Below are 26,282 nucleotides of genomic sequence, written 5' to 3'. Positions count from 1 at the left end.
AGCGATGCGGGTTTTTTTATGAGAAAAGTGAGGCTATCAGCGATTTTGAAATGGGCACCAGCCCGGTTTGAAGCCCGAAGGGTTTAAAGATTTTGTTAATGATGTCAGCGGAATAGTTGCCTCTGTTATTTTCTACATCTGACAATGTTTTTCGGGATACGCTAACTAATTTTGCATATTCATCCTGTTTTAGCCCCAACACCTCGACCCTGAGTTTCCTCAGTGCTTCTCCTTGCGTGATTTTACCCAACAATATGTCCCGAATGGCTGCGTGCAAGAGATCCTGACGATCGCGTGTATCGACGCGTGTTAAGCCTGGTGAAACGCGTTGCCTGTTTACCTGCGTTAACTTGTCAGGATCCTCTGCGTCGTCATGATGTCTCCTTCCATTTGCGCTGCGTATACGGGCTAATGTTTGCAGAAACTCTGACTCTGTCTTATCGGGTGTTTTCATAATAAGCCCCAGCGGGAAAGTTTGTCTGGAATAAAGCGAAAACCGATTGCAGGCATTTCCAGTATCTGTTTTGGAACACCGCGCGCCGCCAATCTTTCCGGTAGGTCGACGAGTTGAACGGCTGTCTCATGCAGGGCGTTAAGCAACGTCGAAGGGGGAATCCACTCCGCCAGCTCCGGTTGCGCCACCTGCCGCGGCGCCTCTTTCCTGGGCATAATCCAGAAAGTCGGCTGCCCGCTCGATGACGTCCGTAACCGTAAACGTTTTAGCGCTTGCGAATTCATTCCATTCCGGTACGGATTCTTTAATGCGTAAATTCCCAACAGGGGACATTGTGCCAAATTTTAGCAATAAAAAATTTTGCTGGCTGAGTGGTAATTCACTGATACCAAGCGCATTTATCCAGTAGCGACGACTGGCGCCGGCGGGAATGATATCGTCGATGAATCGCAGCCAGCCTGGATTTCCGTGGTCATTAAAAAAAGTGATACGGGGTGATTAAGGCAAGTAATGCCACTTATATCTCACATTATCCATTTTTTGAGAGGTTAATGAGTAATATATTACTCATTGTGCAAATTTATTTTTTCTTCTGCAGATCAAGCAGTTGCTCCGGTGTCACAGCCGGGTAACCCTGCGCGTCTTCCGGTACTTCATGCATCGCCGGAATCGGCACCAGCGGGCCTAAAAAGCGCGGTTCACGTTTGAAAATGTAGAGGTCCGCCAATGCGCCAAAACGCGCGCCAAATTCGCGCACGCGCACGCTCAGCATATCTTTAGGCGACGGCACCGCGTAGCACTGCGCCTGAATACCCATATGCAGCGCAATAAAGAGCGCGCGCTCGCAGTGGAAACGCTGGGTGATGATGATGAAGTCGTTGGTGTCGAACACTTTGCGGGTGCGCACGATGGAGTCGAGGGTGCGGAAGCCTGCGTAGTCGAGCACGATGTCGGCAGGATCCACGCCTGCGGCAATCAGGTCCTTACGCATCGTCACCGGTTCGTTATAGCTTTGCAGCGCGTTATCACCGCTTAACAGCAGATAGTTCACCTTGCCGCTGTTGTAAGCGTTCAGCGCGCCCTGAATTCGGTAACGATAATACTGGTTGATCACCCCGGTGCGGTAATACTTGGCGGTGCCGAGCACCACGCCCACCTGGCGATAGGGCAGGTCCTGCAGGTCATCAAAGATGTAAGGGGCGGTTTTCCAGCTCATCCAGCGGTCGAGACCCAGCACGATCAACAGCAGTATGCCGACCAGGACAGACAGGCTGTAAAAAACGCGCTTTAACATGGAGATGGCTCGTTCGTGGATGAAAGTTCACTCAGGCTACTTTACCCGTCTGGTTAGCGCAAGAAACAGCGACTCAACTGAGGGGTTTTTCAGCAATGTGGCGGACATTTCAGTCCGCCGGAAGGATTTATGCCAGCAGTACGCGGTCGATCGTCGTGCAGCCTAACGCCTTGAGCGTCGCAGCGGTAGCATCCCACTGAATCAGTGGCGCATCGGCCTTTTCGGCCAGAATTGCGCGCTGAATGTCGGGGTAGTCGTAGCCGTTCAGGCTCAGCAGGTTGAGCGCACCCTGCAGCGGCGGCAGCGTTGGGTTAAACGCGGCGTTTTCCGCATAGCTGCCGGTGAAGATACGGCCATCGCGGCACTGCAGCGCCACGCCGCTTGGGGCGTTACTGTACGGAGTGTGGCTCTTGTTAGCCGCACGAATGGCCGCTTCGCTCAGGTCATCGCCGGACAGGGCGAAACCATGATCCTGCTCGTCCATCAGCAGCGTTTTAATGTCCAGATCTTTCGGGCCGAAGGCATCCGGCAGGTAATCGCCCAGCGTGTGTGGCGCACGTCCCGGCAGGTTGATGCGCAGTTGCAGCCCGCTGTTCAGCTCGTTCATAAACTGACGGCAGTGGCCGCACGGCGTGTAGTTCACGGTGATGGCGCTCAGGGCCTTTTCACCGCGCAACCAGGCGTGGCTGATGGCGCTTTGCTCCGCATGAACGGTTTGCTGCATGGTTGCGCCCAGGAACTCCATGTTTCCACCGAAGTACCAGGTTCCGCTGACGCCGCGCGCAATAGCGCCGACGTTGAAGTGGGAGAGATCGGCACGCGCGCAGGCGGCAGCCAGGGGCAGCAGTGCGAAAGCCAGCGCGTCTTCATCCAGTCCCGCTGCTTGTTTCAGCATGGTGACCTGCTCTGCCGTCAGCAGGGCGGGGAAATGTGCATCTGCCAGGACGGGAGCAAGGGCTGATTGCAAATTCTCTGCAAGCTGAGCGAAGGCAGCTTGAAAACGTGGGTGCATGGCGTTTGCCTCATAAAGGTTAATGGATCGGTAGTTTACGGAGCCGCTGGGGCTTTATATGTGATCCACTTCTCATTATGTATGCAACTTATGAAATCAAAATGAAATTTGCGCGACGCATCGCAAATTTTAGCCCATCACCGCCAGAATCAACGGGAAAATGAACGGGGCGAGCAGGGAGGTGATAATCCCGCAGATCACCAGCGCCAGGGAGCTAAAAGCCCCTTCCTGATAGTCCAGCTCCGCGCAGCGGGCGGTACCCAGGGCGTGCGAGGCGGTACCCATCGACAATCCCCGCGCCGCTTTAGTATGGATCCGCATCGCGTTCAGGAGGGTGTGACCAAACACCGCGCCGAGAATACCGACGAAAATGACGCACATCGCGCTGATGGCCGGGATCCCGCCGAGGCTGCCGCCTACCGCCATTGCGATAGGTGTGGTCACCGATTTAGGCAGAATAGAGGCCGCAATTTGTGGCGAAGCGCCCATCAATAGCGCCACCGACGTGCCGGTGATCATCGCCACCAGGCTGCCCACAAAACAGATCGTAATGATGGATTTCCAGCGGGCGCGGATCTGGTGCAGCTGCTCATATAAAGGAAAGGCGAGGGCCACAACGGCGGGCTGCAACAGGTCGTTTAAAATTTTGCTGCCGGCAAAGTAACGTTCGTAAGGGATGCCGGTGAGCAGCAGGAAAGGAATAATTACCACCATCGCCACCAGCAGGGGGTTGAGCAGCGGCATTTTGAAGCGTGCGGCAAGTTTACGCGCGGCGAAGAAGACCAGCAGGGTTAACGGCAGAGACCACCAGATATTAGCCATCATTTTTTTGTTTTCTCCCCGATGACGTTACGTTCGCCATGTACCAGATGTGAACTCCAGCTCACGACAAGGAAAACCACCAGCGTGCTAACCGCGCAGGAGACCACAATCGGGCCGAACTGGGCTTTGAGCAAATCAAAATACTGCATGACCCCGACGCCGATGGGCACGAAAAGCAGCGCCATATAGCGGATGAGGACGAAACAGCCGGGGTTAACCCACTTTGCGGGCAGAATTTGCAGCGCCAGTAAAACAAAGAGGATCAGCATGCCGATAATGCTGCCAGGAATGGTGATAGGCAGCAGCGACGCGATAAAAATCCCGGCATACAGGCAGGCGTAAATCAGGACGAATGCGCGCAGATATTGCCAGATAATGTTCAATGATTTGCTCATGGTGATAGTCCTTGATGAAACGCATTCATCATACAATTAAACCTGAAAATGTGCCACGGATCACATCATGAATTTTGAGCATACCAGACATTCCGGAATGGAACGCCGGGCTTTCCACATACATACAGAGCAGCTACTATAGCGCGTCTTTTTTCACAGGTACTCAGAATGCGTGTTTTACTGGCCCCGATGGAAGGCGTGCTCGACTCACTTGTGCGCGAGCTGCTTACCGAGGTGAACGATTACGATCTCTGCGTGACGGAGTTTTTGCGCGTGGTCGATATGTTGCTGCCAGAAAAGTCATTCTACCGTCTCTGTCCTGAACTGCACCGCCAGAGCCGGACGCCTTCCGGTACGCTGGTGCGGATCCAGCTGTTAGGCCAGTATCCTGAATGGCTGGCGGAAAACGCAGCCAGGGCCGTGTCGCTGGGTTCTTATGGCGTCGATCTCAACTGCGGCTGTCCGTCAAAGCTGGTCAACGGCAGCGGCGGCGGGGCAACGCTACTCAAGGATCCTGAGCTGATTTATCGCGGCGCAAAAGCCATGCGCGAGGCGGTACCCTCGCATCTGCCGGTCACCGTGAAAGTTCGTCTGGGCTGGGACAGCGGAGATAAGCAGTTTGAAATTGCCGATGCGGTGCAGCAGGCTGGGGCCACCGAGCTGGTGGTGCATGGCCGCACCAAGGAAGATGGTTATAAAGCTGAGCGGATTAACTGGCAGGCGATTGGCGAGATCCGCAAACGGCTCACTATTCCGGTGATCGCTAACGGCGAAATCTGGGATTACGAAAGCGCGCAGGCATGCCTGAAAGAGACGGGCTGCAATGCGGTGATGATTGGCCGCGGTGCGCTGAACGTGCCCAACCTCAGTCGCGTCGTGAAATATAACGAACCGCGTATGCCATGGGCTGACGTGGTGACGCTGCTGCAAAAATACAGCCGTCTGGAAAAGCAGGGTGATACCGGTTTGTATCACGTCGCGCGCATCAAGCAGTGGCTGAGCTATTTACGTAAAGAATACAGCGAAGCGCTGGGGTTATTTCAGGCGATCCGCACGCTCCAGACGTCGGCTGAAATTGCGCGGGTCATTCAGTCAAAATAACCAGCGGTAATATTTAGATTTAAATAATTCACTATGTGAATATTTTGCTGATTATGTAAATGTATAACAATTTGCGGATTGCCACGCGTTACTAAAAAACGAAAAGTCATCAAGCGTAAGTTGCGCCTTTATTTTTTGAGTGCATGGCGTAATGAAACGTTTTCCTATTTTATCTCTGAGTGCTCCCCTTGTTTTTATGCTGGCTGCGTGCGCACCGGAACATTCCACGGTAGCGCCAATAAAAACGCAGGCGACAGCTGCATCTGTAAATACCCGACTTAACCATGCGGACTGGCCGAAAAACGAATGGTGGAAAGAGTATAACGACCCGCAGCTGAATGCGCTTATTGCGAAAGCGATAGCGGATGCCCCGGATATGCAAATTGCCCGGCAACGTATTACGCTCGCGGAAGCACAGGCGAAGGCCGCTATTGCTGCCGATGGCCCACAACTGGATTTTTCTGCGGATGTTGAACGGCAGAAAATGTCGGCAGAAGGCCTGATGGGCCCGTTCGCGCTGACCGATCCGGCGGCGGGAACGACCGGCCCATGGTACACCAATGGCACTTTTGGCCTCACGGCGGGGTGGGATCTGGATCTGTGGGGGAAAAATCGCGCCCGGATTGCCGCGCGTATCGGTAAAGTGAATGCGCAAAAAGCGGGGCTGGAGCAGACTCGCCAGCTGCTTGCCAGCAGCGTTGCGCGCCTTTACTGGGCGTGGCAGACCCAGGCTGCTGCCGGAGATGTCCTTTCCCAAATTAAGCAGGAGCAGAAAAATATTATCGATGCCGATCGCGAACTGTATCAGCACGGTATTACCTCCTCGGTGGAGGGCGTCGAAACCGATATTTATGCCAGCAAAACGGATGAACAGTTAGCGGACGTGAAGGGCAAAATGAAGGCCATTGAGGCGCGACTGACTGCGTTGACCGGTACATCGGCCATAGCCCTTACGCGCCATGCGTTGCCTGCGACAGAAGCCTCGCTCCCTTCAACGCTGGGATATGAACTGCTGGCGCGCCGCCCGGATCTTCAGGAGGCGCACTGGTATATAGAAGCCTCCCTGAGCGAGGTGGAGGCCGCCAGAGCAGCATTCTATCCTGACGTGAATCTGATGGCCTTCTTACAGCAGGATGCCCTGCACCTCAGCGATCTGTTCCGCTCTTCCGCTCAGCAGATGGGCGTGACCGCCGGTTTGACCCTGCCGATTTTCGACAGCGGCAGGCTGAACGCCAATCTGGATAGTGCCCAGGCGCAGAATAACCTCTCTGTCGCGAACTACAACAAAGCGGTGGTGGAGGCGGTGAATCAGGTGGCGCGTACGGCCAGCGAAGTCGAAACCCTGACGGCAAAAAACCGTCACCAGCAGCAGGTCGAAAAAGACGCGGCACGTGTAGTGGCGCTGGCGCAGGCTCGTTTTAGGGCAGGTATCCTTGCGGGGTCGCGGGTCAGCGAAGCCAGAATCCCGGCGCTTAAAGAACACCTTGAGACGGTCATGCTGAAAGGACAGTATATCGACGGCACGCTGCAACTAACGTCGGCGCTGGGGGGCGGCTATCATCACGGCTAAAAAGATGCGTTATCTATACTTATCTCTTTGCTGTTTTTCAGGAGGTGAGTATGACCAGAGTAGCGATTGTTACCGCATCGGATTCCGGGATTGGTAAAACCACGGCCCTGATGCTGGCAGAGCGCGGGTTTGATATTGGCATTACCTGGCATTCTGATGAAAAAGGTGCGCTGGAAACCTGCCGTGAAGTGGAAGCGAAGGGGCAGCGAGCAGAGGCTGTCCATCTCGATTTAAGCACGCTCCCGGAAGGTGCTGAAGCCATTGACGTGCTGATTGCGCGTTTCGGTCGGCTGGACGTGCTGGTTAACAATGCCGGGGCGATGACCAAAGCGCCCTTCCTGGAGATGCCGTTTGACGACTGGCGGAACATCTTCACCGTCGACGTGGACGGTGCGTTTCTCTGTTCGCAGATTGCGGCGCGGCAGATGGTGAAGCAGGGGGAAGGAGGGCGAATTGTCAACATTACCTCGGTGCATGAGCACACGCCGCTGCCGGAGGCCAGCGCCTACACCGCTGCGAAACATGCGCTCGGCGGCCTGACCAAATCCATGGCGATAGAACTGGTTAAGCACAACATTCTGGTGAACGCCGTCGCGCCGGGTGCCATTGCCACACCCATGAACGATATGGACGACTGCGAAGTGAAAGAAGGCTCAATGCCGGAAATCCCGCTGGCGCGCCCCGGGCATACGAGAGAAATCGCCAGCCTGGTGGCGTGGCTGTGCGACAGCGACGCCAGCTATACCACCGGGCAATCGTTTATCGTTGACGGGGGTTTTATGCTGGCGAATCCGCAGTTTAAGCCGGAGGGATAGCTACTTTTTGCCCTCTCCCTGTGGGAGAGGGTGAGGGGCAGGGCATCAGGCCGCATCCGGCTACGCCTCATCCCGCGCCTTTTCCCGATGTTTCAGCCACAGCCTGACGCCAATCACCGCCACAACCACGACAAGCAACCATGCCCAGTGCTTCAGATGCTGGTCGAGATTATGCAGCCACGGACCTATCACCTCGCCTCCCACGTAACCGAGCGTCGTAAAGATTAGCGCCCAGGCAATGGCGCCAAGAATATTCAGCGGCAGGAAAATTTTCGGCGGCAGACGGCTGGCGCCAATCAGTATCGGCCCGATTATCCTGAAGCCGTACATAAAACGGGTGCCTATAACGAACAGGTAAGGGTGGCGCTGGATCAGGCGCTGCGCGCGGTTAATTTTCTTTTTGTGTTTAGCGAAACGCTTGAGAAGCGTCGGACCAAAGCGCAGACCCAGAAAGTAGAGTAGCTGATCGCCAATCATGCCGCCCAGCGCGACCGCAGCGACGACCAGCGGAAATTTCAGTAAGCCCTGATGCGCGGCGACGCCGCCTAAAAGCGTGATGGTTTCACCTTCTGCCACGCTACCAATGACCAGCGCGGCATAGCCATATTGTTCAATGAGTGCGTTAATATCCATTACGTAAATGTTATCTCCCTCAGCGTACCTCGTTTAATCATATACCCCATGAATCAACAGCGGGGAAATCAACGGAAATTTCCCACTGTACATAAAATAATCTAAAGCCTGCATTATACTTAAGGTATCGCTGACGGGCCGACAACAAGGGGGCGCTATGAACCATGTCTGGGGACTTTTCTCCCATCCCGATCGTGAAATGCATGTCATCAAAAGTGAGAACGAAACGGTCTCGCATCATTACACCCACCATGTGCTGCTGATGGCCGCGGTGCCGGTAATATGCGCGTTTATTGGCACAACACAAATCGGCTGGAATTTCGGTGACGGCACCGTGGTTCAGCTTTCCTGGTTTACCGGGCTTTATCTTGCCATTCTCTTTTATGGCCTGATGCTGGCGGGCGTGGCGGTCATGGGGCGTGTCATTCACTGGATGGCACGTAACTATCCGCAACGTCCATCGCTGGCGCGCTGTATGGTCTTCGCTGGATACGTCGCGACCCCGCTGTTCTTAAGCGGTATTGTTGCACTGTATCCACTGGTCTGGTTGTGCGCACTGATCGGTACGATTGCTCTCTGTTACACAGGTTATCTGCTGTATCTGGGGGTTCCAACCTTCCTGAATATCAACAAAGAAGAGGGGCTGAGCTTCTCCAGCTCAACACTGGCTATCGGTGTGCTGGTGCTGGAGGCGTTACTGGCACTGACGGTTATTCTTTGGGGTTATGGATACCGTCTCTTCTAAGCTCACTGCATTGCTGGCGTAAATGCCAGCAATGCAGCATCTGTTCACGATTATCCGCTGGCGACAAAGCACTGTGACGGCTATGATGCCGAAGCCAGCCTGCGTTTATCCGTCGACGCAGGCGGTGTACGTCATTACGTGCGTGAATAATTATCAGAAGTCTCACCATGCTGAAATTCCGAGTCTCTTTACTTAGCCTGGCGCTGTTGCTGGGGGCGTCCGCTGCTGTGCCAGCCGTCGCTAAAACGCCCGCGGTGACCACTGCTGCTGCCCAGCCGCAAATTGCATCCGGCAGCGCGATGATTGTCGACCTCAACACCAATAAGGTGATTTACGCCAGCCATCCGGACCTGGTGCGCCCGATCGCTTCAATAACCAAATTAATGACCGCGATGGTGGTGCTTGATGCCCATCTGCCGCTGGACGAAAAACTGAAAGTGGATATCAGCCACACGTCAGAGATGAAAGGGATCTACTCTCGCGTGCGCCTGAACAGCGAAATCAGCCGTAAAAACATGCTGCTGCTGGCGCTGATGTCATCCGAAAACCGTGCGGCCGCGAGCCTGGCACACCACTATCCTGGCGGTTACGACGCGTTTATTCGCGCGATGAACGCCAAAGCCAAAGCGCTGGGGATGAACAATACGCACTATGTTGAACCGACGGGTCTGTCGATTAACAACGTCTCGACGGCCCGCGATCTGACGAAACTGCTGATTGCCAGCAAGCAGTATCCGCTGATTGGCCAGCTCAGCACGACCCGTGAAGAGATGGCGACCTTTGCCAGCCCGGCCTATACGCTGCCGTTCCGCAACACTAACCATCTGGTTTACCGGGATAACTGGAACATTCAGCTAACGAAAACCGGATTCACCAACGCGGCAGGACACTGTCTGGTGATGCGTACCGTGTTTAACGGTAATCCGGTGGCGCTGGTGGTGATGGATGCCTTCGGGAAATATACTCACTTTGCGGATGCGAGCCGCCTGCGGACCTGGATTGAGACCGGGAAGGTGCAGCCTGTACCGGCCGCGGCGTTGACGTATAAAAAGCAGAAAGCGGAGCAGATGGCGACGGCGCAGAACGATTAAGTACCTGTGCTCGCTGATGCCCTCACCCCAACCCTCTCCCACAGGGAGAGGGAGAACACACTAAAAACGGTAACCCAGGTTACCGTTTTGCTTTTATTCCGGCAGCGTCCAGTCCCCGTCGTTGAGCGGGCGCTGCATAATCACCGTATCCCGCCAGTCGCCTTTCTTGTATCCCACGCTGCGCAGCTGACCGACAATCTCGAAGCCATGCTTTTTATGCAGCCGCAACGAACCGGCGTTGTTATTGCCATCTCCCACTACGGCAATCATCTGCCGCCACGGGCCTTGTTCGCAGCGTGCAATAAGCGCATCCATTAATGCCGTGCCAAAACCGCGGCCGGTGGTGCTGGCGTCCACGTAAATCGACTCTTCCAGGGTATAGCGGTAGGCGTGTCGCGGTCGGTAAGGACTGGCATAGCAGTAACCCACCACGATGCCGCGATACAGCGCGATGAGCCACGGTAAATCGTTCTCAGCCACGCTTTTCATACGCTGGCGCATTTCGTCGATAGTCGGGGGGACTTCTTCAAATGACGCGCGTCCGTGAAGCACATGCCAGGCATAAATTGCGGTGATGGCATGCACATCATCGGGAAGGGCATCGCGCACTTCCAGTTCGGTTTCGGATAAAACGTCAATAGCCGACATGATGTGCCTGCTCCTCGTAATCGCATGCCGGAGAAACGTTTCTCCGGCGACAGACCGTTACTCTATTACGATTAACAAGTGCTAAACAATCTCTCAAATTTGGCTGTAGGAATTAATCAGACGCTTGCGTTAAGTGCTGCTCCGCGTCTGGGCTCTCTTTCCAGTATTTCTTCCGCGTTGTTTTACCAATGCCGGGGTTCATGCTGTTTGTAGGGTCATTCTCGCGATAAAACTGCTTAAGTGCGTCAGGAGCTTTATAAAGATGCCCGACGTTGTGTTCCGCAGGATATTGTGCGCCACGCTCGTGAAGAAGGGCGAGCATCTGCTCTTTCAGTTCGTGGGCATCAACCCCTTTTTTGACAATGTAATCCTGATGGAAGACATAGCACATAAAATGGCCGTAATAGAGCTTATGCACCAGCTTGCTGTCAATTTCCGGCGGCAAATGCTCAAACCACTCGGTGTCGTTACGGCGCAGGGCAATATCCAGCGCCAGGATATCTTCCACCTCGTCAGAGTGTACTGCCTGGTAACGGATAGCGGCTCCCGCCGCGGCAAAACGGTGCAGGAAGGCTTTGCTGCCCTCTTCAGGGGTACAGGCGAAGAAATCCCCTTCGGCGGTTTTGAAGAAGTCGGTCAGCCAGGCCTGCGCTTCGGCAATCCCGTCCCCGGCCATTTTCAGCAGCAGATGATGTTCGTACTTATCACGCCAGGTTTTCATTCGCTCCGGCAAATGCGCCGGGAAAACGTTGCCCAGCTTCTGCATAAAGCGGTCGGTGAAGTGAGGTTTGAACAGCGACACTTTCTCCAGCATCGCATCGGTGCGGCCCTTCATGGTGAAGAAGAACGGCATTTTGTCGGTGCCGAGCTTGTCGATCATCAGGAACGTATCTTTGCCGTAACGCTCGGCAATGTCGTAAATGTCCCGATGCATATATTCGCCCGCCACCGGCAGGTGGGTGAATTCGCCCAGAATATGACGACGGATTTCGGTTAACACTTCAGGCTGGTTGGTGCCGATATAAAACACCTGCTGCTTTTTCTCTGCCGGGAAGGTGTCGAGACGCACCGCGAAAACGGCAAGCTTGCCCGCACAGCCGGAGGACTCAAACAGACGGTCCGGGTCGGCGTTATAGCGCGCCGGCGTATCGGCTTCAATATCGCGCACGCGGGTAATGTAGTCATGGTCGTGCGCGTGGCGGCCATCGTGCTGAACGTCTTCATCCTTCACGCGATCGTCGTCGAGCTTGCTGAGGATCTGTTCCGGCGTGACGCCCAGGTCGATACCCAGATGGTTCACCAGCGTCAGCTTGCCGTCTTCATTGATACGGGCAAACAGCGACATCTCGGTGTAAGCCGGGCCGCGCTGCACCAGCGAGCCGCCGGAGTTATTGCAGATCCCACCGACGACCGAGGCGCCAATGCAGGAGGAGCCGATCACCGAATGCGGTTCTCGTCCCAGCGGCTTAAGCGCTTTTTCCAGCGAGTAAAGAGTGGTACCAGGGAAGGCGAGTACCTGCTCGCCTTTATCCAGCAGATGCAGCTTGTCGAGGCGCAGAGTGCTGATAATCACGATGTCACGATCGTAATCGTTGCCGTTCGGCGTAGAACCTTCGGTCAGGCCGGTGTTGGCCGCCTGCATTAATATAATCTTGTCGGCGGCAACGCAGGCGCTCAGCACGCGCCACAGTTCCAGCAGCGTGCCCGGAAAGACCACCGCCAGCGCCTCGCCCTGACCGGAGCGGAAACCCTTACGGTAGCGGGCGGTTTTAGCCGGGTCGGTAAGCAGGTGAGAGGAGCCAACCAGGCGCGACAGTTCGTTAATGAATGTTTTGTTATCGTCAGTTCGAACAGAAGACATCTTCCACTCCTTGTGGTGGGGCAAATTTCTCGCTGTAAAGCATAGCGCGATTAACAGTTTCGCGGTCTACTATTCATGAGAAAAATCAGAGAATAACCCTGCAAGCAAAAGAGGGTTTATGGCACACTGCGCTTTTCGCCCGGACCGGTGGCCTTCTTCCGGCGGTTAATGATGAGAGAGTAACGACATGAGATGGATATGTTCTTTAGGTGTCGCCGTCAGCCTGGCGCTGCAGCCTGCGCTGGCAGATGAGTTGTTTGGCAATCACCCGCTTACGCCTGAAGCCCGGGACGCATTTGTCACGGAACTGCTTAAAAAGATGACGGTTGATGAGAAGATCGGCCAGCTGCGTCTGATAAGCGTCGGTCCGGATAACCCGAAAGAGGCCATCCGGGAGATGATCAAAGAAAGCCAGGTGGGCGCCATCTTTAACACCGTCACCCGCCAGGATATCCGCAAAATGCAGGATCAGGTGATGGCGCTTAGCCGCCTGAAGATCCCTCTCTTCTTCGCCTATGACGTGGTACACGGCCAGCGCACCGTCTTCCCTATCAGTCTCGGCCTGGCCTCCTCCTTTAACCTCGATGCGGTGAAAACCGTCGGTCGCGTGTCGGCTTATGAAGCGGCGGATGACGGCCTGAACATGACCTGGGCTCCGATGGTCGATGTCTCGCGCGATCCGCGCTGGGGCCGCGCATCGGAAGGCTTCGGTGAAGATACGTATTTAACCGCCACGATGGGCAAAACCATGGTGGAAGCGATGCAGGGCAAAAGCCCGGCAGACCGCTATTCGGTGATGACCAGCGTCAAACACTTCGCGGCCTATGGCGCAGTGGAGGGCGGTAAAGAGTACAACACTGTCGACATGAGCCCGCAGCGCCTGTTCAACGACTATATGCCGCCGTACAAGGCAGGGCTGGATGCAGGCAGCGGCGCGGTGATGGTGGCGCTTAACTCGCTGAACGGCACGCCGGCGACCTCCGATTCGTGGCTGCTGAAAGACGTGCTGCGTGACCAGTGGGGCTTTAAGGGCATCACCGTGTCTGACCACGGCGCGATTAAAGAGCTGATCAAACACGGCACTGCATCCGACCCGGAAGACGCCGTGCGCGTGGCGCTGAAGTCTGGCATCAACATGAGCATGAGCGATGAATACTACAGCAAATACCTGCCGGGGCTGGTGAAGAGCGGCAAGGTGACGATGGCGGAGCTGGACGATGCCACGCGCCACGTGCTGAACGTGAAATATGACATGGGGTTGTTTAACGATCCTTACAGCCACCTGGGACCAAAAGATTCCGACCCGGCGGACACCAATGCTGAAAGCCGCCTGCACCGCAAAGAAGCGCGTGAAGTGGCGCGCGAAAGCCTGGTGCTGCTGAAGAACCGCCTCGACACGCTGCCGCTGAAAAAATCCGGCACCATTGCCGTGGTGGGCCCACTGGCTGACAGCAAACGCGACGTGATGGGCAGCTGGTCTGCGGCAGGCGTCGCCGATCAGTCCGTGACCGTGCTGACCGGTATCAAGAGCGCCGTCGGTGAAAACGCCAAAGTGGTGTACGCCAAAGGGGCAAACGTCACCAATGATAAAGACATCGTCACCTTCCTCAACCAGTACGAGGAAGCGGTGAAGGTCGATCCGCGCACGCCGAAAGAGATGATCGACGAAGCGGTAAACGCGGCTAAGCAGTCGGACGTCGTTGTCGCGGTCGTGGGCGAAGCGCAGGGGATGGCGCATGAAGCTTCCAGCCGTACCGATATCACTATTCCGCAGAGTCAGCGCGATCTGATTGCCGCCCTGAAAGCCACCGGCAAGCCGCTGGTGCTGGTGCTGATGAACGGTCGTCCGCTGGCGCTGGTGAAAGAAGACCAGCAGGCAGATGCCATACTGGAAACCTGGTTCGCCGGTACCGAAGGCGGTAACGCTATTGCCGACGTGCTGTTTGGCGATTACAACCCGTCCGGCAAGCTGCCGATGTCCTTCCCGCGCTCCGTCGGGCAGATCCCGGTTTATTACAGCCACCTGAACACCGGTCGCCCGTACAACGCCGACAAGCCGAACAAGTACACGTCACGTTACTTCGATGAAGCCAACGGCCCGCTGTATCCGTTTGGTTATGGTCTGAGCTACACCACCTTCAAGGTCTCCGAGGTGAAAATGTCGGCCCCGACCCTGAAGCGTGATGGCAAAGTGACCGCCAGCGTCGAGGTGACCAACACCGGCAAGCGCGAAGGGGCAACGGTGATTCAGATGTACGTGCAGGATGTCACTGCGTCGATGAGTCGTCCCGTGAAGCAGCTGCGTGGTTTCGAAAAGGTTGACCTGAAGCCGGGTGAAACCAAAACCATCAGCTTCCCGATTGACGTGGATGCGCTGAAGTTCTGGAACCAGCAGATGAAATACGATGCGGAACCCGGCAAATTTAACGTGTTTATCGGGGTGGACTCCGCTCGCGTGAATAAAGGCGAGTTCGAACTGCTGTAACCTTTCCTGCCTTTGCATCCCCCCGTCCTGCGGGGGATGCATCTTACCTTATGCTAAAAAGGCATTTTGACGGTTAATTCTGCCGTTTTAAGCTACGCTTTTCTCTCAAGCCTCTGAAAAAGGCAGCAAAAAAATGAGGATAGCGGAATGACGATTATTAAGGGGATGTTGGGATCGGCGGCATTACTGGCGGCGCTGAGTGTGCCGTTACAGGCGGCGGAGCCGGTAAAAGTGGGTTCCAAGATCGATACCGAAGGCGCGCTGCTCGGGAATATTATTTTGCAGGTGCTGGAAAGCCACGGTCTGAAAACCGTCAATAAAGTCCAGCTCGGCACCACGCCCGTGGTGCGCGGGGCGATTACCTCCGGCGAACTGGATATCTACCCGGAATACACCGGCAACGGGGCATTCTTCTTTAAAGATGAAAACGATCCGGCATGGAAAAACGCCAAAGCCGGGTATGAGAAAGTCAAAAAACTCGACGCGGAACAGAACAAACTGGTCTGGCTGACCCCGGCTCCTGCCAACAATACCTGGACCATCGCTGTGCGCAAAGATGTGGCGGAGAAAGGTAAGCTTACCTCACTGACGGATCTTAGCCGCTACCTGAAAGAGAAGGGTGATTTTAAGCTTGCGGCGTCCGCAGAGTTTATCGAGCGTCCTGACGCGTTGCCCGCGTTCGAAAAAGCTTACGGTTTCAAACTCGACCAGGCGCAGTTGCTCTCTCTGGCGGGCGGGGATACTGCGGTGACCATCAAAGCCGCGGCGCAGCAAACCTCGGGTGTTAATGCGGCCATGGCCTACGGTACCGATGGCCCGGTGGCGGCGCTCGGCCTGCAGACCCTGACCGATCCTAAAGGCGTTCAGCCGATTTACGCCCCGACCCCGGTCGTGCGTGAGGCGGTGCTGAAAGCCCATCCGGAGATTGCCGACTGGCTCAAGCCGGTCTTCGAAAAGCTGGATGAAAAAACGCTGCAGCAGCTGAATGCCAGCATTGCCGTCGAGGGACTGGATGCCAAAAAAGTGGCCGCCGACTTCCTGAAACAACAAGGGCTTGTGAAGTAACGGGAAAGGGCTGTGCCAATAAAATGTCATAACCGCGTACTGCTGCTGTTGGCCTGCACGGCCATCGCGGCGGTTGCGTTACCGTTTGTGAATGTCGCCCCTAACCGCCTGATGTCGGGGGAGGGAAAAGCGCTCTGGCAGGTCTGGCCGTTTACGCCGGGGTGGCTGGCGGCGTCGCTGGGCGCGTGGGTGATCCTGTCGCTCTGGCAGGGACGCCCGGCGCAGTGGCTGACGCTGCTCCTCTCCGAAGGGCTGTTTATTATCCTGTTCTGGAGTGCCGGACTGGCGGCGACGCATATGGCGTCGGCGGAAAGTCCACTGGCGAGGACCTCTATAGGCAGCGGCCTCTGGCTCTGGCTGGCGCTCTGTTTGCTGGCCTGCAGCGATGCGATTCGTCGACTCATCTCCAGTGCCGTCTGGCGCTGGGTACTGAATGCGCAGATATGGTGTATACCATTGTTCCTGCTGTTCAGCGGGGAGCTGAACAATCTCTCGCTGTTAAAAGAGTACGCCAACCGCCAGGAGGTATTTGATGATGCCCTGGCGCAACACCTGACGATCCTCTTCGGCACGCTCCTTCCGGCGCTTCTGCTCGGGATTTCGCTGGGCATGTGGTGTTACCGCCATCCTTCCCGCCAGGGCGGCATTTTTGCCGTGCTCAACGTCATCCAGACGATTCCTTCCGTTGCGCTGTTTGGCCTGCTGATTGCCCCGCTGGCCGGGCTGGTGAAGTCGTTTCCGGTGCTGGGCGCGGCAGGCATCGCCGGAACGGGATTAACCCCGGCGCTTATCGCGCTGGTGCTCTATGCACTGTTGCCGCTGGTGCGCGGCGTGGTCGCGGGGTTAAGCCAGGTCGCGCCGGATGTGCTGGAAAGCGCCCATGCCATGGGGATGAGCGCGCGGCAGTGTTTCTGGAAGATACAGCTCCCGCTGGCGCTACCCCTGCTGCTGCGCAGCCTGCGGGTAGTCGCCGTTCAGACCGTGGGCATGGCGGTGATCGCCGCGCTGATTGGCGCGGGTGGCTTTGGTGCGCTGGTGTTCCAGGGGCTGCTGAGCAGTGCTCTCGATTTGGTGTTGCTGGGCGTGGTGCCCACGATTGCGCTGGCGGTGGTTGTCGACGCGCTGTTTGCCTTATGGCTCGCGCTGCTCAGGAGAAGCGCCAATGATTGAATTTCATGATGTCAGTAAAACCTTTGCGGGTCGCCCGGCGGCGAGCCATCTCAACCTGAACTTTGCCGAAGGCGCGTTTTCCGTGCTGATTGGTACGTCAGGGTCGGGAAAATCCACCACGCTGAAGATGATCAACCGTCTGGTCGAGCATGACAGTGGGCTGATCCGCTTTGCCGGGGAAGAGATCCGCAGTCTGCCGGTGCTGGAGTTGCGCCGTCGGATGGGCTATGCCATTCAGTCCATCGGACTGTTTCCCCACTGGACGGTGGCGCAAAACATTGCCACCGTGCTGCAGCTGGAGAAATGGTCGCGGGCTAAAACGGCTGACCGGGTGGAGGAACTGATGTCTCTGCTGGGGTTAGAGCCTGTCCTGCGCGACCGCTATCCGCACCAGCTTTCCGGTGGGCAGCAGCAGCGCGTGGGCGTGGCGCGCGCGCTGGCGGCCAATCCGCAGGTGTTGCTGATGGACGAACCCTTTGGTGCGCTGGATCCGGTGACGCGCGGGGCGCTGCAGACGGAAATGACCCGTATTCACCGCATTCTCGGAAGGACCATTGTCCTCGTGACGCACGATATTGATGAAGCTCTGCGTCTGGCTGACCATCTGGTCCTGATGGATCACGGCGAAGTGGTGCAGCAGGGCGCGCCGCTCGCGCTGCTGACCAGCCCGAAGAACGACTTTGTGCGTGAGTTTTTTGGCCGTAGCGAGCTGGGCGTCAGGTTGCTCTCCCTGCGCACGGTCGGTGATTATATGCGTCGACAGGATACGTCGCTCGCCGGTGAACCGCTACAGGCGCAAATGACCCTGCGGGATGCTCTCTCCGCGTTTGTGGCGCGCCAGTGTGAAGTGCTACCCGTTTCGGATGCCCGGGGGGCACCGTGCGGAAGCTTACATTTTCGCGATTTGCTGGCCGGGGAGGTGACGCGTGAAGGCTCTGCGTGATCCCCTCCTCTGGCTGGTAGCGCTGTTTGTCGCCTTACTGTTTTTGATGCCTCACAGCGCGGTACTGTTCGGCGCACTTTTCCCTGGGCTGCCGCGCCCGGTGTACCAGCAGGAGAGCTTTATTAATCTTGCCGTGGCGCATCTCTGGCTGGTGGCGCTCTCCAGTTCTGTCGCGATTGTGCTGGGCACCGGCGCGGGTATCGCGGTGACCCGGCCTGCCGGGCGGGAGTTTCGTCCCCTGGTGGAAACCATCGCGGCTATTGGACAGACCTTTCCGCCGGTGGCGGTGCTGGCCATTGCGGTGCCGGTCATGGGATTTGGTCAGCAGCCTGCGCTTATCGCGCTGATTTTATACGGGGTGTTGCCCATTCTGCAGGGCACGCTGGCGGGTATTGCGGCCGTCCCGGCATCGGTGTTAAGCGTGGCAGAAGGGATGGGGATGAGTCGCTGGCAGCGGCTGCGCAAGGTGGAACTGCCGCTTGCAGCACCGGTTATCATTGCCGGGATCCGCACGTCGGTGATTATTAACATCGGGACGGCGACCATTGCGTCTACGGTGGGGGCCAATACGCTGGGAACGCCGATTATTATCGGCTTAAGCGGGTTTAACACGGCTTATATTGTGCAGGGGGCGGTGCTGGTCGCGCTGGCGGCTATCGTCGTCGATCGCCTTTTTGAGCGGCTGGCGATGTACCTCAGCCGACACCGCCACGAACAATAAACGAGTACCCTGCCAGCATTACGCCGCCGATACCGCTTACGGCCATCAGGACAAAAAGGGTAATCACGGCCAGTTTGGTTGCCTTCATCATGTGCTCCTGTTGTTAACGGAACAATTATACGGTGAAGCGCGGCTGTTAATGAACCATTAAATGCCGTTATGGCTCATCCGGGCCAAGGGAATAAACCGGATACCCATTCTCACGCCATTCCGTCAGCAGCTGTTGCTGCGTGGCGGACGGCACTTCGCCACACCAGACCAGCAGAGTCTGGCCGTCGAAAAACTCAGGCTTAAGCTGCGCCAGCGAGTGCGCAAGGACATCCACGCGCCAGCCCTGTTGGGTGGCAATCCACGCTTCCAGCCACAGGCGGGTGGTGTCGTGCACGTTCCAGCCGACCACCAGCGCATCTTTTCCGGCCTTGTTCTTCGCCGAGGCGAGGCAGACGGCAATGTAGTTAATCAGCACGCCGTCGAGCATGCTGAGCAGCGCCTGCAGGGTGGACTGCTGACATTGCAGGCGTCGACGGAGCGGAATGAAAAGATGGGCGATGAGCGTCTGTGCCGGATAATCGCGACCCTGCTCTTTGATCCATGCGCGCAGGCGCTGCACATTACCCGCCTGCAGGAGCCGCAGCAGGGTTTCCTGCTGTTCGCGCCAGAGGTGCTGCGTGTCCGGGTCGTCGTGGCTCAGCAAGGACTTCACTTTACCGACCTGCACGCCGTTGTCTATCCAGCTTTTAATTTCGCGGATCCGGTCGATATCGGCATCGTTGAACAGGCGATGTCCGCCGTCCGTTCTCTGCGGTTTAAGCAATCCATACCGTCGCTGCCACGCCCGTAGGGTAACGGGATTGATATCACAAAGGAGTGCCACTTCACCTATCGTGTAAAGCGCCATATTTGCCCCCTGGCTTACGCGTTCCCAGCTTAACTGTAGACCCACTTTGCCGAACCAGGAAGGATTGATTGATTTTTGAACAAATAATGCGAAGGATGCGCGATGATCGGAAAAAGGTGTGATAACGGACACGATTTTGCGCTTTTTTGGGATGCTTCAAAGAAAGCAAACCTGCAACAGTGTATGTTACGCGTTTTTAGCGTGTGCGGTTTTGAGTATGTACGAGTTTAATCTGGTGCTGCTGTTGCTTCAGCAGATGTGCGTGTTTCTGGTCATCGCCTGGCTGATGAGCAAAACGCGTCTTTTTATCCCGCTGATGCAGGTCACCGTACGTCTGCCGCATAAGCTGCTCTGCTACGTCACCTTCTCTATTTTTTGCATAATGGGGACTTATTTTGGTCTTCATATCGAAGACTCTATCGCCAATACGCGCGCGATCGGCGCGGTGATGGGCGGGCTGCTTGGCGGCCCCGTCGTCGGTGGCCTTGTGGGGTTAACCGGCGGGCTGCATCGTTATTCCATGGGCGGGATGACGGCGCTCAGCTGTATGATCTCTACGATCGTGGAAGGGCTGCTTGGCGGCCTGGTACACAGCTACATGATCAAGCGTGGTCGCCCGGATAAAGTCTTTAGCCCGCTCACTGCCGGGGCGATCACCTTTGTTGCCGAAATGGCGCAGATGGCGATCATCCTGCTGATTGCCCGTCCCTTTGACGATGCGCTGCACCTGGTCAGCAGTATTGCGGCCCCGATGATGGTGACTAACACCGTCGGCGCGGCGCTGTTTATGCGCATTCTGCTTGATAAACGCGCCATGTTTGAGAAGTACACCTCGGCCTTTTCTGCCACGGCGTTGAAGGTTGCCGCCTCGACCGAAGGGATCCTGCGCCAGGGGTTCAACGAGGAGAACAGCATGAAGGTGGCGCAGGTGCTCTACAAAGAGCTCGATATCGGCGCGGTCGCCATCACCGATCGCGAAAAGCTGCTGGCGTTTACCGGCACCGGAGACGATCACCATCTGCCAGGCAAACCTATCTCCTCAACCTATACGCTGCGGGCCATTGAAACCGGCGAAGTAGTGTATGCCGATGGTAACGAAGTGCCTTATCGCTGCTCGCTGCATCCGCAGTGTAAGCTGGGCTCCACGCTGGTCATTCCGCTGCGCGGTGAAAATCAGCGGGTGATGGGCACCATCAAGCTGTATGAGGCGAAAAACCGCCTGTTCAGCTCCATCAACCGCACGCTGGGGGAGGGGATCGCTCAGCTGCTGTCAGCGCAAATCCTCGCCGGGCAGTATGAACGGCAGAAAGCCCTGTTAACGCAGTCTGAGATTAAGCTCCTGCATGCGCAGGTTAATCCGCATTTCCTGTTTAATGCCCTGAATACGCTTAAAGCGGTGATCCGCCGCGACAGCGATCAGGCCGCGCAGCTGGTGCAGTTTCTGTCGACCTTTTTCCGCAAGAACCTGAAACGTCCGTCAGAGATAGTGACCCTGTCCGATGAGATTGAGCACGTGAACGCCTATCTGCAGATTGAGCAGGCGCGTTTCCAGTCTCGCCTGCAGGTGTCGCTTTCCGTCCCGGATGACCTGGCGTATCAGCATCTTCCGGCCTTTACCCTGCAGCCTATCGTGGAAAATGCCATCAAACATGGAACTTCGCAGCTGCTCGGGATCGGAGAGATCACGATTGCTGCCAGCCGTTTTAACCATCATCTGGTGCTGGATATTGAAGATAATGCCGGGCTTTATCAGCCTTCCACGTCGGGCGGGCTAGGGATGAGCCTGGTGGATAAACGTCTGCGTGCCCACTTTGGCGACGACTGCGGTATTACCGTGGCCTGTGAGCCGGACCGATTTACCCGTATTACCGTTCGACTGCCGCTGGAGGAAAACGCATGTTAAGAGTGCTGATTGTGGATGATGAGCCGCTGGCACGGGAAAACCTGCGCGTTCTGCTGCAGGAGCAGCCAGATATTGAGGTTGTGGGAGAGTGTGCGAACGCCATTGAGGCCATTGGTGCCGTGCATAAGTTGCGCCCTGACGTGCTGTTCCTCGACATTCAAATGCCGCGTATCAGCGGGCTGGAGATGGTGGGTATGCTCGACCCGGCGCATCGTCCCTACATCGTGTTTCTGACGGCCTTCGACGAGTATGCCGTTAAGGCTTTTGAGGAGCACGCGTTTGATTATTTACTCAAGCCGATTGAAGAGAAGCGGCTGGAAAAGACCCTGAACCGGTTACGCCAGGAGCGAACCGTCCAGGATGTCACGCTGCTGCCAGAGAACCAGCAGCCGCTGAAATTTATCCCGTGCACCGGGCACAGCCGAATCTATCTTTTGCAGATGGATGATGTGGCCTTCGTGAGTAGCCGACTGAGCGGCGTGTTTGTCACCAGTGCAGAGGGAAATGAAGGATTTACCGAACTGACTCTGCGCACGCTGGAGAGCCGCACGCCGCTGATCCGCTGTCATCGCCAGTATCTGGTGAACATGGCGCATCTGAAAGAGATCCGCCTGGAAGACAACGGCCAGGCCGAGCTGGTCCTGCGCGCCGGGCAGACTGTTCCCGTCAGCCGCCGCTATCTGAAAAGTTTGAAAGAGGCGATTGGCCTGTAAAGCTGGTACACTGCGCGCCATTGCATCATCGACATTCGAAGGTTCTATGCTCAGTAACGATATTCTCCGTAGCCTGCGCTACACCCTGAAAGCAAACAACAACGACATGGTGCGCATTCTTGCACTGTCCGACATGGAATCCACGTCTGCAGGCTTTGACACCTGGATGACCAAAGAGGATGAAGAGGGCTTCGTGCGCTGCCCCGACATCATTTTGTCGGGTTTCCTGAACGGTCTGATTTATGACAAGCGTGGCAAAGATGAGTCCGCCCCGGAGCTGGCGCTGGAGCGTCGCGTGAACAACAACACGGTACTGAAAAAGCTGCGCATCGCGTTCTCGCTGAAAACGGACGATATTGTGGCGATCATGACGGAGCAAAAATACCGCGTATCCGTGCCGGAAGTGACTGCCATGATGCGCGCGCCGGACCACAAAAACTACCGCGAGTGCGGCGATCAGTTTCTGCGTAATTTTCTGCGCGGGCTGACCCACCGGGTGCATCACCCTAAAGCGTAAAGACGGCATGGATGCGGCCTGATGCCCTCACCCCGACCCTCTCCCACAGGGAGAGGGAGAACAAAAAAGCCGGAGATAATCTCCGGCTTTTTTGTTATTTCACCTGCTGACCCGGCTTCGCGCCTTCGTCAGGGCTTAACAGGAAAATGTCTTTCCCGCCGGGGCCTGCGGCCATCACCATCCCCTCAGAGATGCCGAAGCGCATTTTACGCGGTGCCAGGTTCGCCACCATCACGGTCTGGCGGCCAATCAGCACCTGTGGATCCGGGTAGGCTGAACGGATGCCGGAGAACACGTTGCGCTTCTCGCCGCCCAGATCCAGCGTCAGGCGCAGCAGCTTGTCAGAGCCTTCCACGAATTCCGCGTTTTCAATCAGCGCTACGCGCAAGTCAACTTTGGCGAAATCGTCAAAGGTGATGGTTTCCTGAATCGGATCGTCCGCCAGCGGGCCGGTCACCGGTGCTGTAGCGGCCTTCACCTCTTCTTTAGAGGCTTCGACCAGGGCTTCAACCTGCTTCATCTCAATGCGGTTATACAGCGCTTTGAAGGTGTTCACCTTGTGGCTGAGCAGCGGCTGCTGGATAGCATCCCAGGTCAGTTCGGTGTTCAGGAAGGCTTCAGCACGCGCGGCCAGCTGCGGCAGAACCGGTTTCAGCCAGGTCATCAGCACGCGGAACATGTTCAGACCCATGGTGCAGATCGCCTGCAGGTCGGCGTCGCGGCCTTCCTGTTTGGCAACCACCCATGGCGCCTGCTCGTCTACATAGCGGTTGGCAACATCTGCCAGCGCCATGATTTCACGAATGGCTTTACCGAATTCACGGCTTTCCCACGCTTCGCCAACCGCAGCGGCGGCGTCAGTGAAGGTTTTATACAGCTCAGGATCGGCCAGCTCTGCGGAGAGCACGCCGTCAAAGCGTTTGGCGATAAAGCCTGCGTTACGGGACGCCAGGTTCACCACCTTGTTGACGATGTCCGCGTTCACGCGCTGGACGAAATCTTCCAGGTTCAGGTCAATGTCGTCGATGCGAGAGGAGAGCTTCGCCGTGTAGTAGTAGCGCAGGCTATCCGCGTCGAAGTGGTTCAGCCAGGTGCTGGCTTTGATGAACGTCCCGCGAGATTTAGACATCTTCGCGCCGTTAACCGTCACGTAGCCGTGCACGAACAGGTTGGTCGGCTTGCGGAAGTTGCTGCCTTCCAGCATTGCCGGCCAGAACAGACTGTGGAAGTAAACGATGTCTTTACCGATGAAGTGATACAGCTCGGCAGTGGAATCTTTCTTCCAGTATTCGTCGAAGCTGACGGTGTCGCCACGCTTGTCGCACAGGTTCTTGAAGGAGCCCATGTAGCCGATGGGTGCGTCCAGCCAGACGTAGAAGTATTTGCCCGGTGCGTTCGGGATTTCGAAGCCGAAGTACGGCGCATCGCGGGAGATATCCCACTGTTGCAGACCGGATTCGAACCACTCCTGCATCTTGTTTGCCACCTGCTCCTGCAGCGCGCCGCTGCGGGTCCACGCCTGCAGCATTTCGCTGAAGGATGGCAGGTCAAAGAAGAAGTGCTCGGAATCACGCATCACAGGCGTAGCGCCGGACACCACGGATTTCGGCTCGATAAGCTCAGTCGGGCTGTAGGTTGCGCCACACACTTCGCAGTTATCGCCGTACTGATCCGGTGATTTGCATTTCGGGCAGGTGCCTTTGACGAAACGGTCCGGCAGGAACATGCCTTTTTCCGGATCGTACAGCTGAGAGATGGTGCGGTTTTTGATAAAACCGTTCTCTTTCAGACGCGTGTATATTAGCTCCGACAGCTCACGGTTCTCGTCGCTGTGGGTGGAGTGATAGTTGTCATAGCTGATGTCAAAGCCAGCAAAATCGGTCTGATGCTCCTGACTCATTTCGGCAATCATCTGCTCCGGGGAGATACCCAGCTGCTGCGCTTTCAGCATGATCGGCGTGCCGTGAGCATCGTCTGCACAGATGAAGTTTACCTCGTGGCCGCGCATTCGCTGGTAACGGACCCAGACATCAGCCTGGATATGCTCCAGCATGTGGCCGAGGTGGATTGAGCCGTTGGCGTACGGCAGGGCGCACGTTACCAGAATTTTTTTCGCGACTTGAGTCATAGTAGGCATTACTTCTTTTAACTGTGAAAAGGGTTTTCGATATTACCAAAAGGGGCATTATTAAGTAAGCACAAACCGCGGCCTTTCAGGTAAACTTGTTGTCTAAGGTCTTATTCACAAGAACAAAGGAGTCGGGATGAGTTCTCAATCCCAGGCCAAATCACCGGAAGCCTTACGAGCAATGGTCGCCGGGACGCTGGCTAACTTTCAGCATCCAACCCTGAAACATAATCTCACGACGCTGAAAGCGTTACACCACGTTGCGTGGCTGGACGATACGCTGCACATTGAGCTGCAGATGCCCTTCGTCTGGAGCACCGCCTTTGATGCGCTGAAAGAGCAGACCAGCTCTGAGCTGCTGCGCATTACCGGAGCGAAAGCGATCGACTGGAAGCTGAGCCACTGCATCGCCACGCTGAAGCGTGTGAAGAATCAGCCTGGCGTGAACGGTGTGAAAAACATCATCGCCGTGAGCTCAGGTAAAGGCGGGGTGGGCAAATCGTCTACCGCAGTAAACCTGGCGCTTGCGCTGGCGGCGGAAGGGGCGAAGGTGGGTATTCTCGATGCCGATATCTATGGTCCGTCCATTCCAAACATGCTGGGTGCGGAAAACCAGCGTCCAACCTCGCCGGACGGTACGCATATGGCGCCGATCGTGGCGCATGGGCTGGCGACCAACTCAATCGGTTACCTGGTGACTGACGATAACGCCATGGTCTGGCGCGGCCCGATGGCCAGCAAAGCGCTGATGCAGATGCTGCAGGAAACCATGTGGCCGGATCTCGATTATCTGGTGCTGGATATGCCGCCGGGTACCGGTGATATCCAGCTGACGCTGGCGCAGAACATTCCGGTAACGGGCGCTGTGGTGGTGACCACACCGCAGGACATCGCGCTGATCGACGCCAAAAAAGGCATCGTCATGTTCGAAAAAGTGGAGGTGCCGGTACTTGGTATCGTTGAGAACATGAGCATGCACATCTGCAGCAACTGTGGGCACCACGAGCCAATCTTTGGTACCGGTGGCGCAGAAAAGCTGGCCGAACAGTATCATACCCAACTGCTGGGTCAGATGCCGCTGCATATCACCCTGCGCGAAGATCTGGACAGTGGAAAACCGACGGTTGTTAGCCGTCCGGACAGCGAATTTGCGGATATGTATCGTCAGCTGGCGGGGCGCGTTGCGGCGCAGCTTTACTGGCAGGGCGAAGTGATCCCGGGTGAAATCGCCTTCCGCGCGGTGTAACTCCTCTGCGCTTTAATGCCGGGTAGCGCTTCTGTATGACCGGATACATAGG

At 56.4% G+C, this 26,282-nt stretch carries 26 protein-coding genes; 14 read left to right on the top strand and 12 right to left on the bottom strand.

What is annotated here, in order from left to right; all coding sequences use genetic code 11:
• Positions 1 to 16: 16 nt before the first annotated feature.
• The 6 genes from BFV64_RS15165 to BFV64_RS15140 form a co-directional block, all read right to left on the bottom strand.
• Positions 17 to 454, bottom strand: a complete 438-nt coding sequence (locus tag BFV64_RS15165; protein ID WP_045134301.1) for a helix-turn-helix transcriptional regulator — start codon at positions 452 to 454, stop codon at positions 17 to 19.
• Positions 451 to 738 carry a hypothetical protein gene (locus tag BFV64_RS25485; RefSeq protein WP_047625326.1) on the bottom strand — a complete coding sequence of 96 codons (288 nt, stop codon included), beginning with the start codon at positions 736 to 738 and terminating at the stop codon, positions 451 to 453. Before BFV64_RS25485 ends, BFV64_RS15165 begins: the two co-directional genes overlap by 4 nt.
• Before the next feature lie 296 nt (positions 739 to 1,034).
• Positions 1,035 to 1,748: an outer membrane permeability protein SanA gene (gene sanA / locus BFV64_RS15155; RefSeq protein ID WP_032636024.1), complete on the bottom strand. Its 714-nt coding sequence runs from the start codon at positions 1,746 to 1,748 to the stop codon at positions 1,035 to 1,037.
• Positions 1,749 to 1,875: 127 nt separating this feature from the next.
• Entirely contained in the window at positions 1,876 to 2,760 is an 885-nt protein-coding gene (cdd, locus tag BFV64_RS15150) for a cytidine deaminase (RefSeq protein WP_014884560.1), read from the bottom strand.
• A gap of 129 nt (positions 2,761 to 2,889) precedes the next feature.
• The gene (locus tag BFV64_RS15145) at positions 2,890 to 3,585 is read right to left on the bottom strand and encodes a CidB/LrgB family autolysis modulator (protein WP_014884559.1); all 696 of its coding nucleotides are present in this window, start codon (positions 3,583 to 3,585) and stop codon (positions 2,890 to 2,892) included.
• Complete coding sequence (locus BFV64_RS15140; protein ID WP_014884558.1) at positions 3,582 to 3,977, bottom strand: CidA/LrgA family protein; 396 nt, start codon at positions 3,975 to 3,977, stop codon at positions 3,582 to 3,584. Before BFV64_RS15140 ends, BFV64_RS15145 begins: the two co-directional genes overlap by 4 nt.
• A 168-nt stretch (positions 3,978 to 4,145) precedes the next feature.
• Between BFV64_RS15140 and dusC the strand changes: the two genes are divergently transcribed.
• The 3 genes from dusC (at position 4,146) to BFV64_RS15125 (ending at position 7,463) form a co-directional block, all read left to right on the top strand.
• Positions 4,146 to 5,078, top strand: coding sequence for a tRNA dihydrouridine(16) synthase DusC (dusC, locus tag BFV64_RS15135; protein WP_063614555.1), 933 nt, complete (start codon positions 4,146 to 4,148; stop codon positions 5,076 to 5,078).
• A gap of 151 nt (positions 5,079 to 5,229) precedes the next feature.
• Complete coding sequence (mdtQ, locus tag BFV64_RS15130; protein WP_069602244.1) at positions 5,230 to 6,648, top strand: multidrug resistance outer membrane protein MdtQ; 1,419 nt, start codon at positions 5,230 to 5,232, stop codon at positions 6,646 to 6,648.
• Positions 6,649 to 6,698: 50 nt separating this feature from the next.
• Positions 6,699 to 7,463: an SDR family oxidoreductase gene (locus BFV64_RS15125; protein WP_072205419.1), complete on the top strand. Its 765-nt coding sequence runs from the start codon at positions 6,699 to 6,701 to the stop codon at positions 7,461 to 7,463.
• 60 nt (positions 7,464 to 7,523) lie between these two features.
• On the opposite strand, the gene BFV64_RS15120 is transcribed toward BFV64_RS15125, so the two are convergent.
• Positions 7,524 to 8,096 (bottom strand): DedA family protein, encoded by a 573-nt coding sequence (locus BFV64_RS15120; protein ID WP_023338535.1) that lies wholly within the window; start codon positions 8,094 to 8,096, stop codon positions 7,524 to 7,526.
• A gap of 157 nt (positions 8,097 to 8,253) precedes the next feature.
• On the opposite strand from BFV64_RS15120, the gene BFV64_RS15115 reads away from it, so the two are divergent.
• Both BFV64_RS15115 and pbpG read left to right on the top strand, forming a co-directional pair.
• Positions 8,254 to 8,841, top strand: coding sequence for a Yip1 family protein (locus BFV64_RS15115; RefSeq protein ID WP_014884553.1), 588 nt, complete (start codon positions 8,254 to 8,256; stop codon positions 8,839 to 8,841).
• Positions 8,842 to 9,008: 167 nt separating this feature from the next.
• Positions 9,009 to 9,932 (top strand): D-alanyl-D-alanine endopeptidase, encoded by a 924-nt coding sequence (gene pbpG / locus BFV64_RS15110; RefSeq protein WP_069602243.1) that lies wholly within the window; start codon positions 9,009 to 9,011, stop codon positions 9,930 to 9,932.
• A 93-nt stretch (positions 9,933 to 10,025) separates the two neighbouring features.
• On the opposite strand, the gene BFV64_RS15105 is transcribed toward pbpG, so the two are convergent.
• On the bottom strand, positions 10,026 to 10,580 hold the full coding sequence (locus BFV64_RS15105; RefSeq protein WP_069602242.1) for a GNAT family N-acetyltransferase: 555 nt from the start codon (positions 10,578 to 10,580) through the stop codon (positions 10,026 to 10,028).
• A 112-nt stretch (positions 10,581 to 10,692) separates the two neighbouring features.
• Complete coding sequence (dld, locus tag BFV64_RS15100) at positions 10,693 to 12,441, bottom strand: D-lactate dehydrogenase (RefSeq protein WP_045268777.1); 1,749 nt, start codon at positions 12,439 to 12,441, stop codon at positions 10,693 to 10,695.
• Positions 12,442 to 12,628: 187 nt separating this feature from the next.
• Here dld and bglX point away from each other — a divergent pair, with 187 nt between their 5' ends.
• The 5 genes from bglX to BFV64_RS15075 all read left to right on the top strand — a co-directional run bounded on the left by bglX (position 12,629) and on the right by BFV64_RS15075 (position 18,825).
• Entirely contained in the window at positions 12,629 to 14,926 is a 2,298-nt protein-coding gene (bglX, locus tag BFV64_RS15095) for a beta-glucosidase BglX (protein WP_063614552.1), read from the top strand.
• Positions 14,927 to 15,073: 147 nt separating this feature from the next.
• The gene (gene osmF / locus BFV64_RS15090; protein WP_014884549.1) at positions 15,074 to 15,991 is read left to right on the top strand and encodes a glycine betaine ABC transporter substrate-binding protein OsmF; all 918 of its coding nucleotides are present in this window, start codon (positions 15,074 to 15,076) and stop codon (positions 15,989 to 15,991) included.
• Positions 15,992 to 16,003: 12 nt separating this feature from the next.
• On the top strand, positions 16,004 to 17,161 hold the full coding sequence (locus BFV64_RS15085; protein WP_059373547.1) for an ABC transporter permease: 1,158 nt from the start codon (positions 16,004 to 16,006) through the stop codon (positions 17,159 to 17,161).
• A complete protein-coding gene (locus BFV64_RS15080; RefSeq protein ID WP_069602241.1) occupies positions 17,154 to 18,104 on the top strand; it encodes an ABC transporter ATP-binding protein in 951 nt (316 codons plus the stop codon). Before BFV64_RS15085 ends, BFV64_RS15080 begins: the two co-directional genes overlap by 8 nt.
• Positions 18,088 to 18,825, top strand: a complete 738-nt coding sequence (locus BFV64_RS15075; RefSeq protein WP_063614550.1) for an ABC transporter permease — start codon at positions 18,088 to 18,090, stop codon at positions 18,823 to 18,825. The genes BFV64_RS15080 and BFV64_RS15075 overlap by 17 nt, the downstream gene beginning before the upstream one ends.
• Here the strand turns inward: BFV64_RS15075 and BFV64_RS24400 are convergent.
• Entirely contained in the window at positions 18,800 to 18,913 is a 114-nt protein-coding gene (locus tag BFV64_RS24400) for a protein YohO (protein ID WP_010433613.1), read from the bottom strand. The genes BFV64_RS15075 and BFV64_RS24400 overlap by 26 nt on opposite strands.
• Positions 18,914 to 18,982: 69 nt before the next feature.
• The gene (gene mlrA, locus BFV64_RS15070) at positions 18,983 to 19,723 is read right to left on the bottom strand and encodes an HTH-type transcriptional regulator MlrA (protein ID WP_014884545.1); all 741 of its coding nucleotides are present in this window, start codon (positions 19,721 to 19,723) and stop codon (positions 18,983 to 18,985) included.
• Between the two features lie 217 nt (positions 19,724 to 19,940).
• On the opposite strand from mlrA, the gene BFV64_RS15065 reads away from it, so the two are divergent.
• Genes BFV64_RS15065 through BFV64_RS15055 form a run of 3 tightly spaced genes read left to right on the top strand, consistent with a single transcriptional unit; the run spans position 19,941 to position 22,856 of the window.
• Positions 19,941 to 21,626 (top strand): sensor histidine kinase, encoded by a 1,686-nt coding sequence (locus BFV64_RS15065; protein WP_014884544.1) that lies wholly within the window; start codon positions 19,941 to 19,943, stop codon positions 21,624 to 21,626.
• Entirely contained in the window at positions 21,620 to 22,339 is a 720-nt protein-coding gene (gene btsR / locus BFV64_RS15060; RefSeq protein WP_014884543.1) for a two-component system response regulator BtsR, read from the top strand. The genes BFV64_RS15065 and btsR overlap by 7 nt, the downstream gene beginning before the upstream one ends.
• Positions 22,340 to 22,385: 46 nt before the next feature.
• Positions 22,386 to 22,856 carry a YehS family protein gene (locus BFV64_RS15055; protein WP_014884542.1) on the top strand — a complete coding sequence of 157 codons (471 nt, stop codon included), beginning with the start codon at positions 22,386 to 22,388 and terminating at the stop codon, positions 22,854 to 22,856.
• A gap of 94 nt (positions 22,857 to 22,950) precedes the next feature.
• On the opposite strand, the gene metG is transcribed toward BFV64_RS15055, so the two are convergent.
• On the bottom strand, positions 22,951 to 24,984 hold the full coding sequence (metG, locus tag BFV64_RS15050) for a methionine--tRNA ligase (RefSeq protein WP_023337540.1): 2,034 nt from the start codon (positions 24,982 to 24,984) through the stop codon (positions 22,951 to 22,953).
• Between the two features lie 136 nt (positions 24,985 to 25,120).
• Here metG and apbC point away from each other — a divergent pair, with 136 nt between their 5' ends.
• Positions 25,121 to 26,230, top strand: a complete 1,110-nt coding sequence (apbC, locus tag BFV64_RS15045; protein ID WP_069602240.1) for an iron-sulfur cluster carrier protein ApbC — start codon at positions 25,121 to 25,123, stop codon at positions 26,228 to 26,230.
• Positions 26,231 to 26,282 lie beyond the last annotated feature (52 nt).

This window comes from Enterobacter kobei (assembly GCF_001729765.1).
In the GTDB taxonomy this organism is placed as follows: Bacteria; Pseudomonadota; Gammaproteobacteria; order Enterobacterales; family Enterobacteriaceae; genus Enterobacter; species Enterobacter kobei.
The sequence above is the reverse complement of the archived record's forward strand: the minus strand, read 5'-3'. Positions and strand labels throughout refer to the sequence as shown.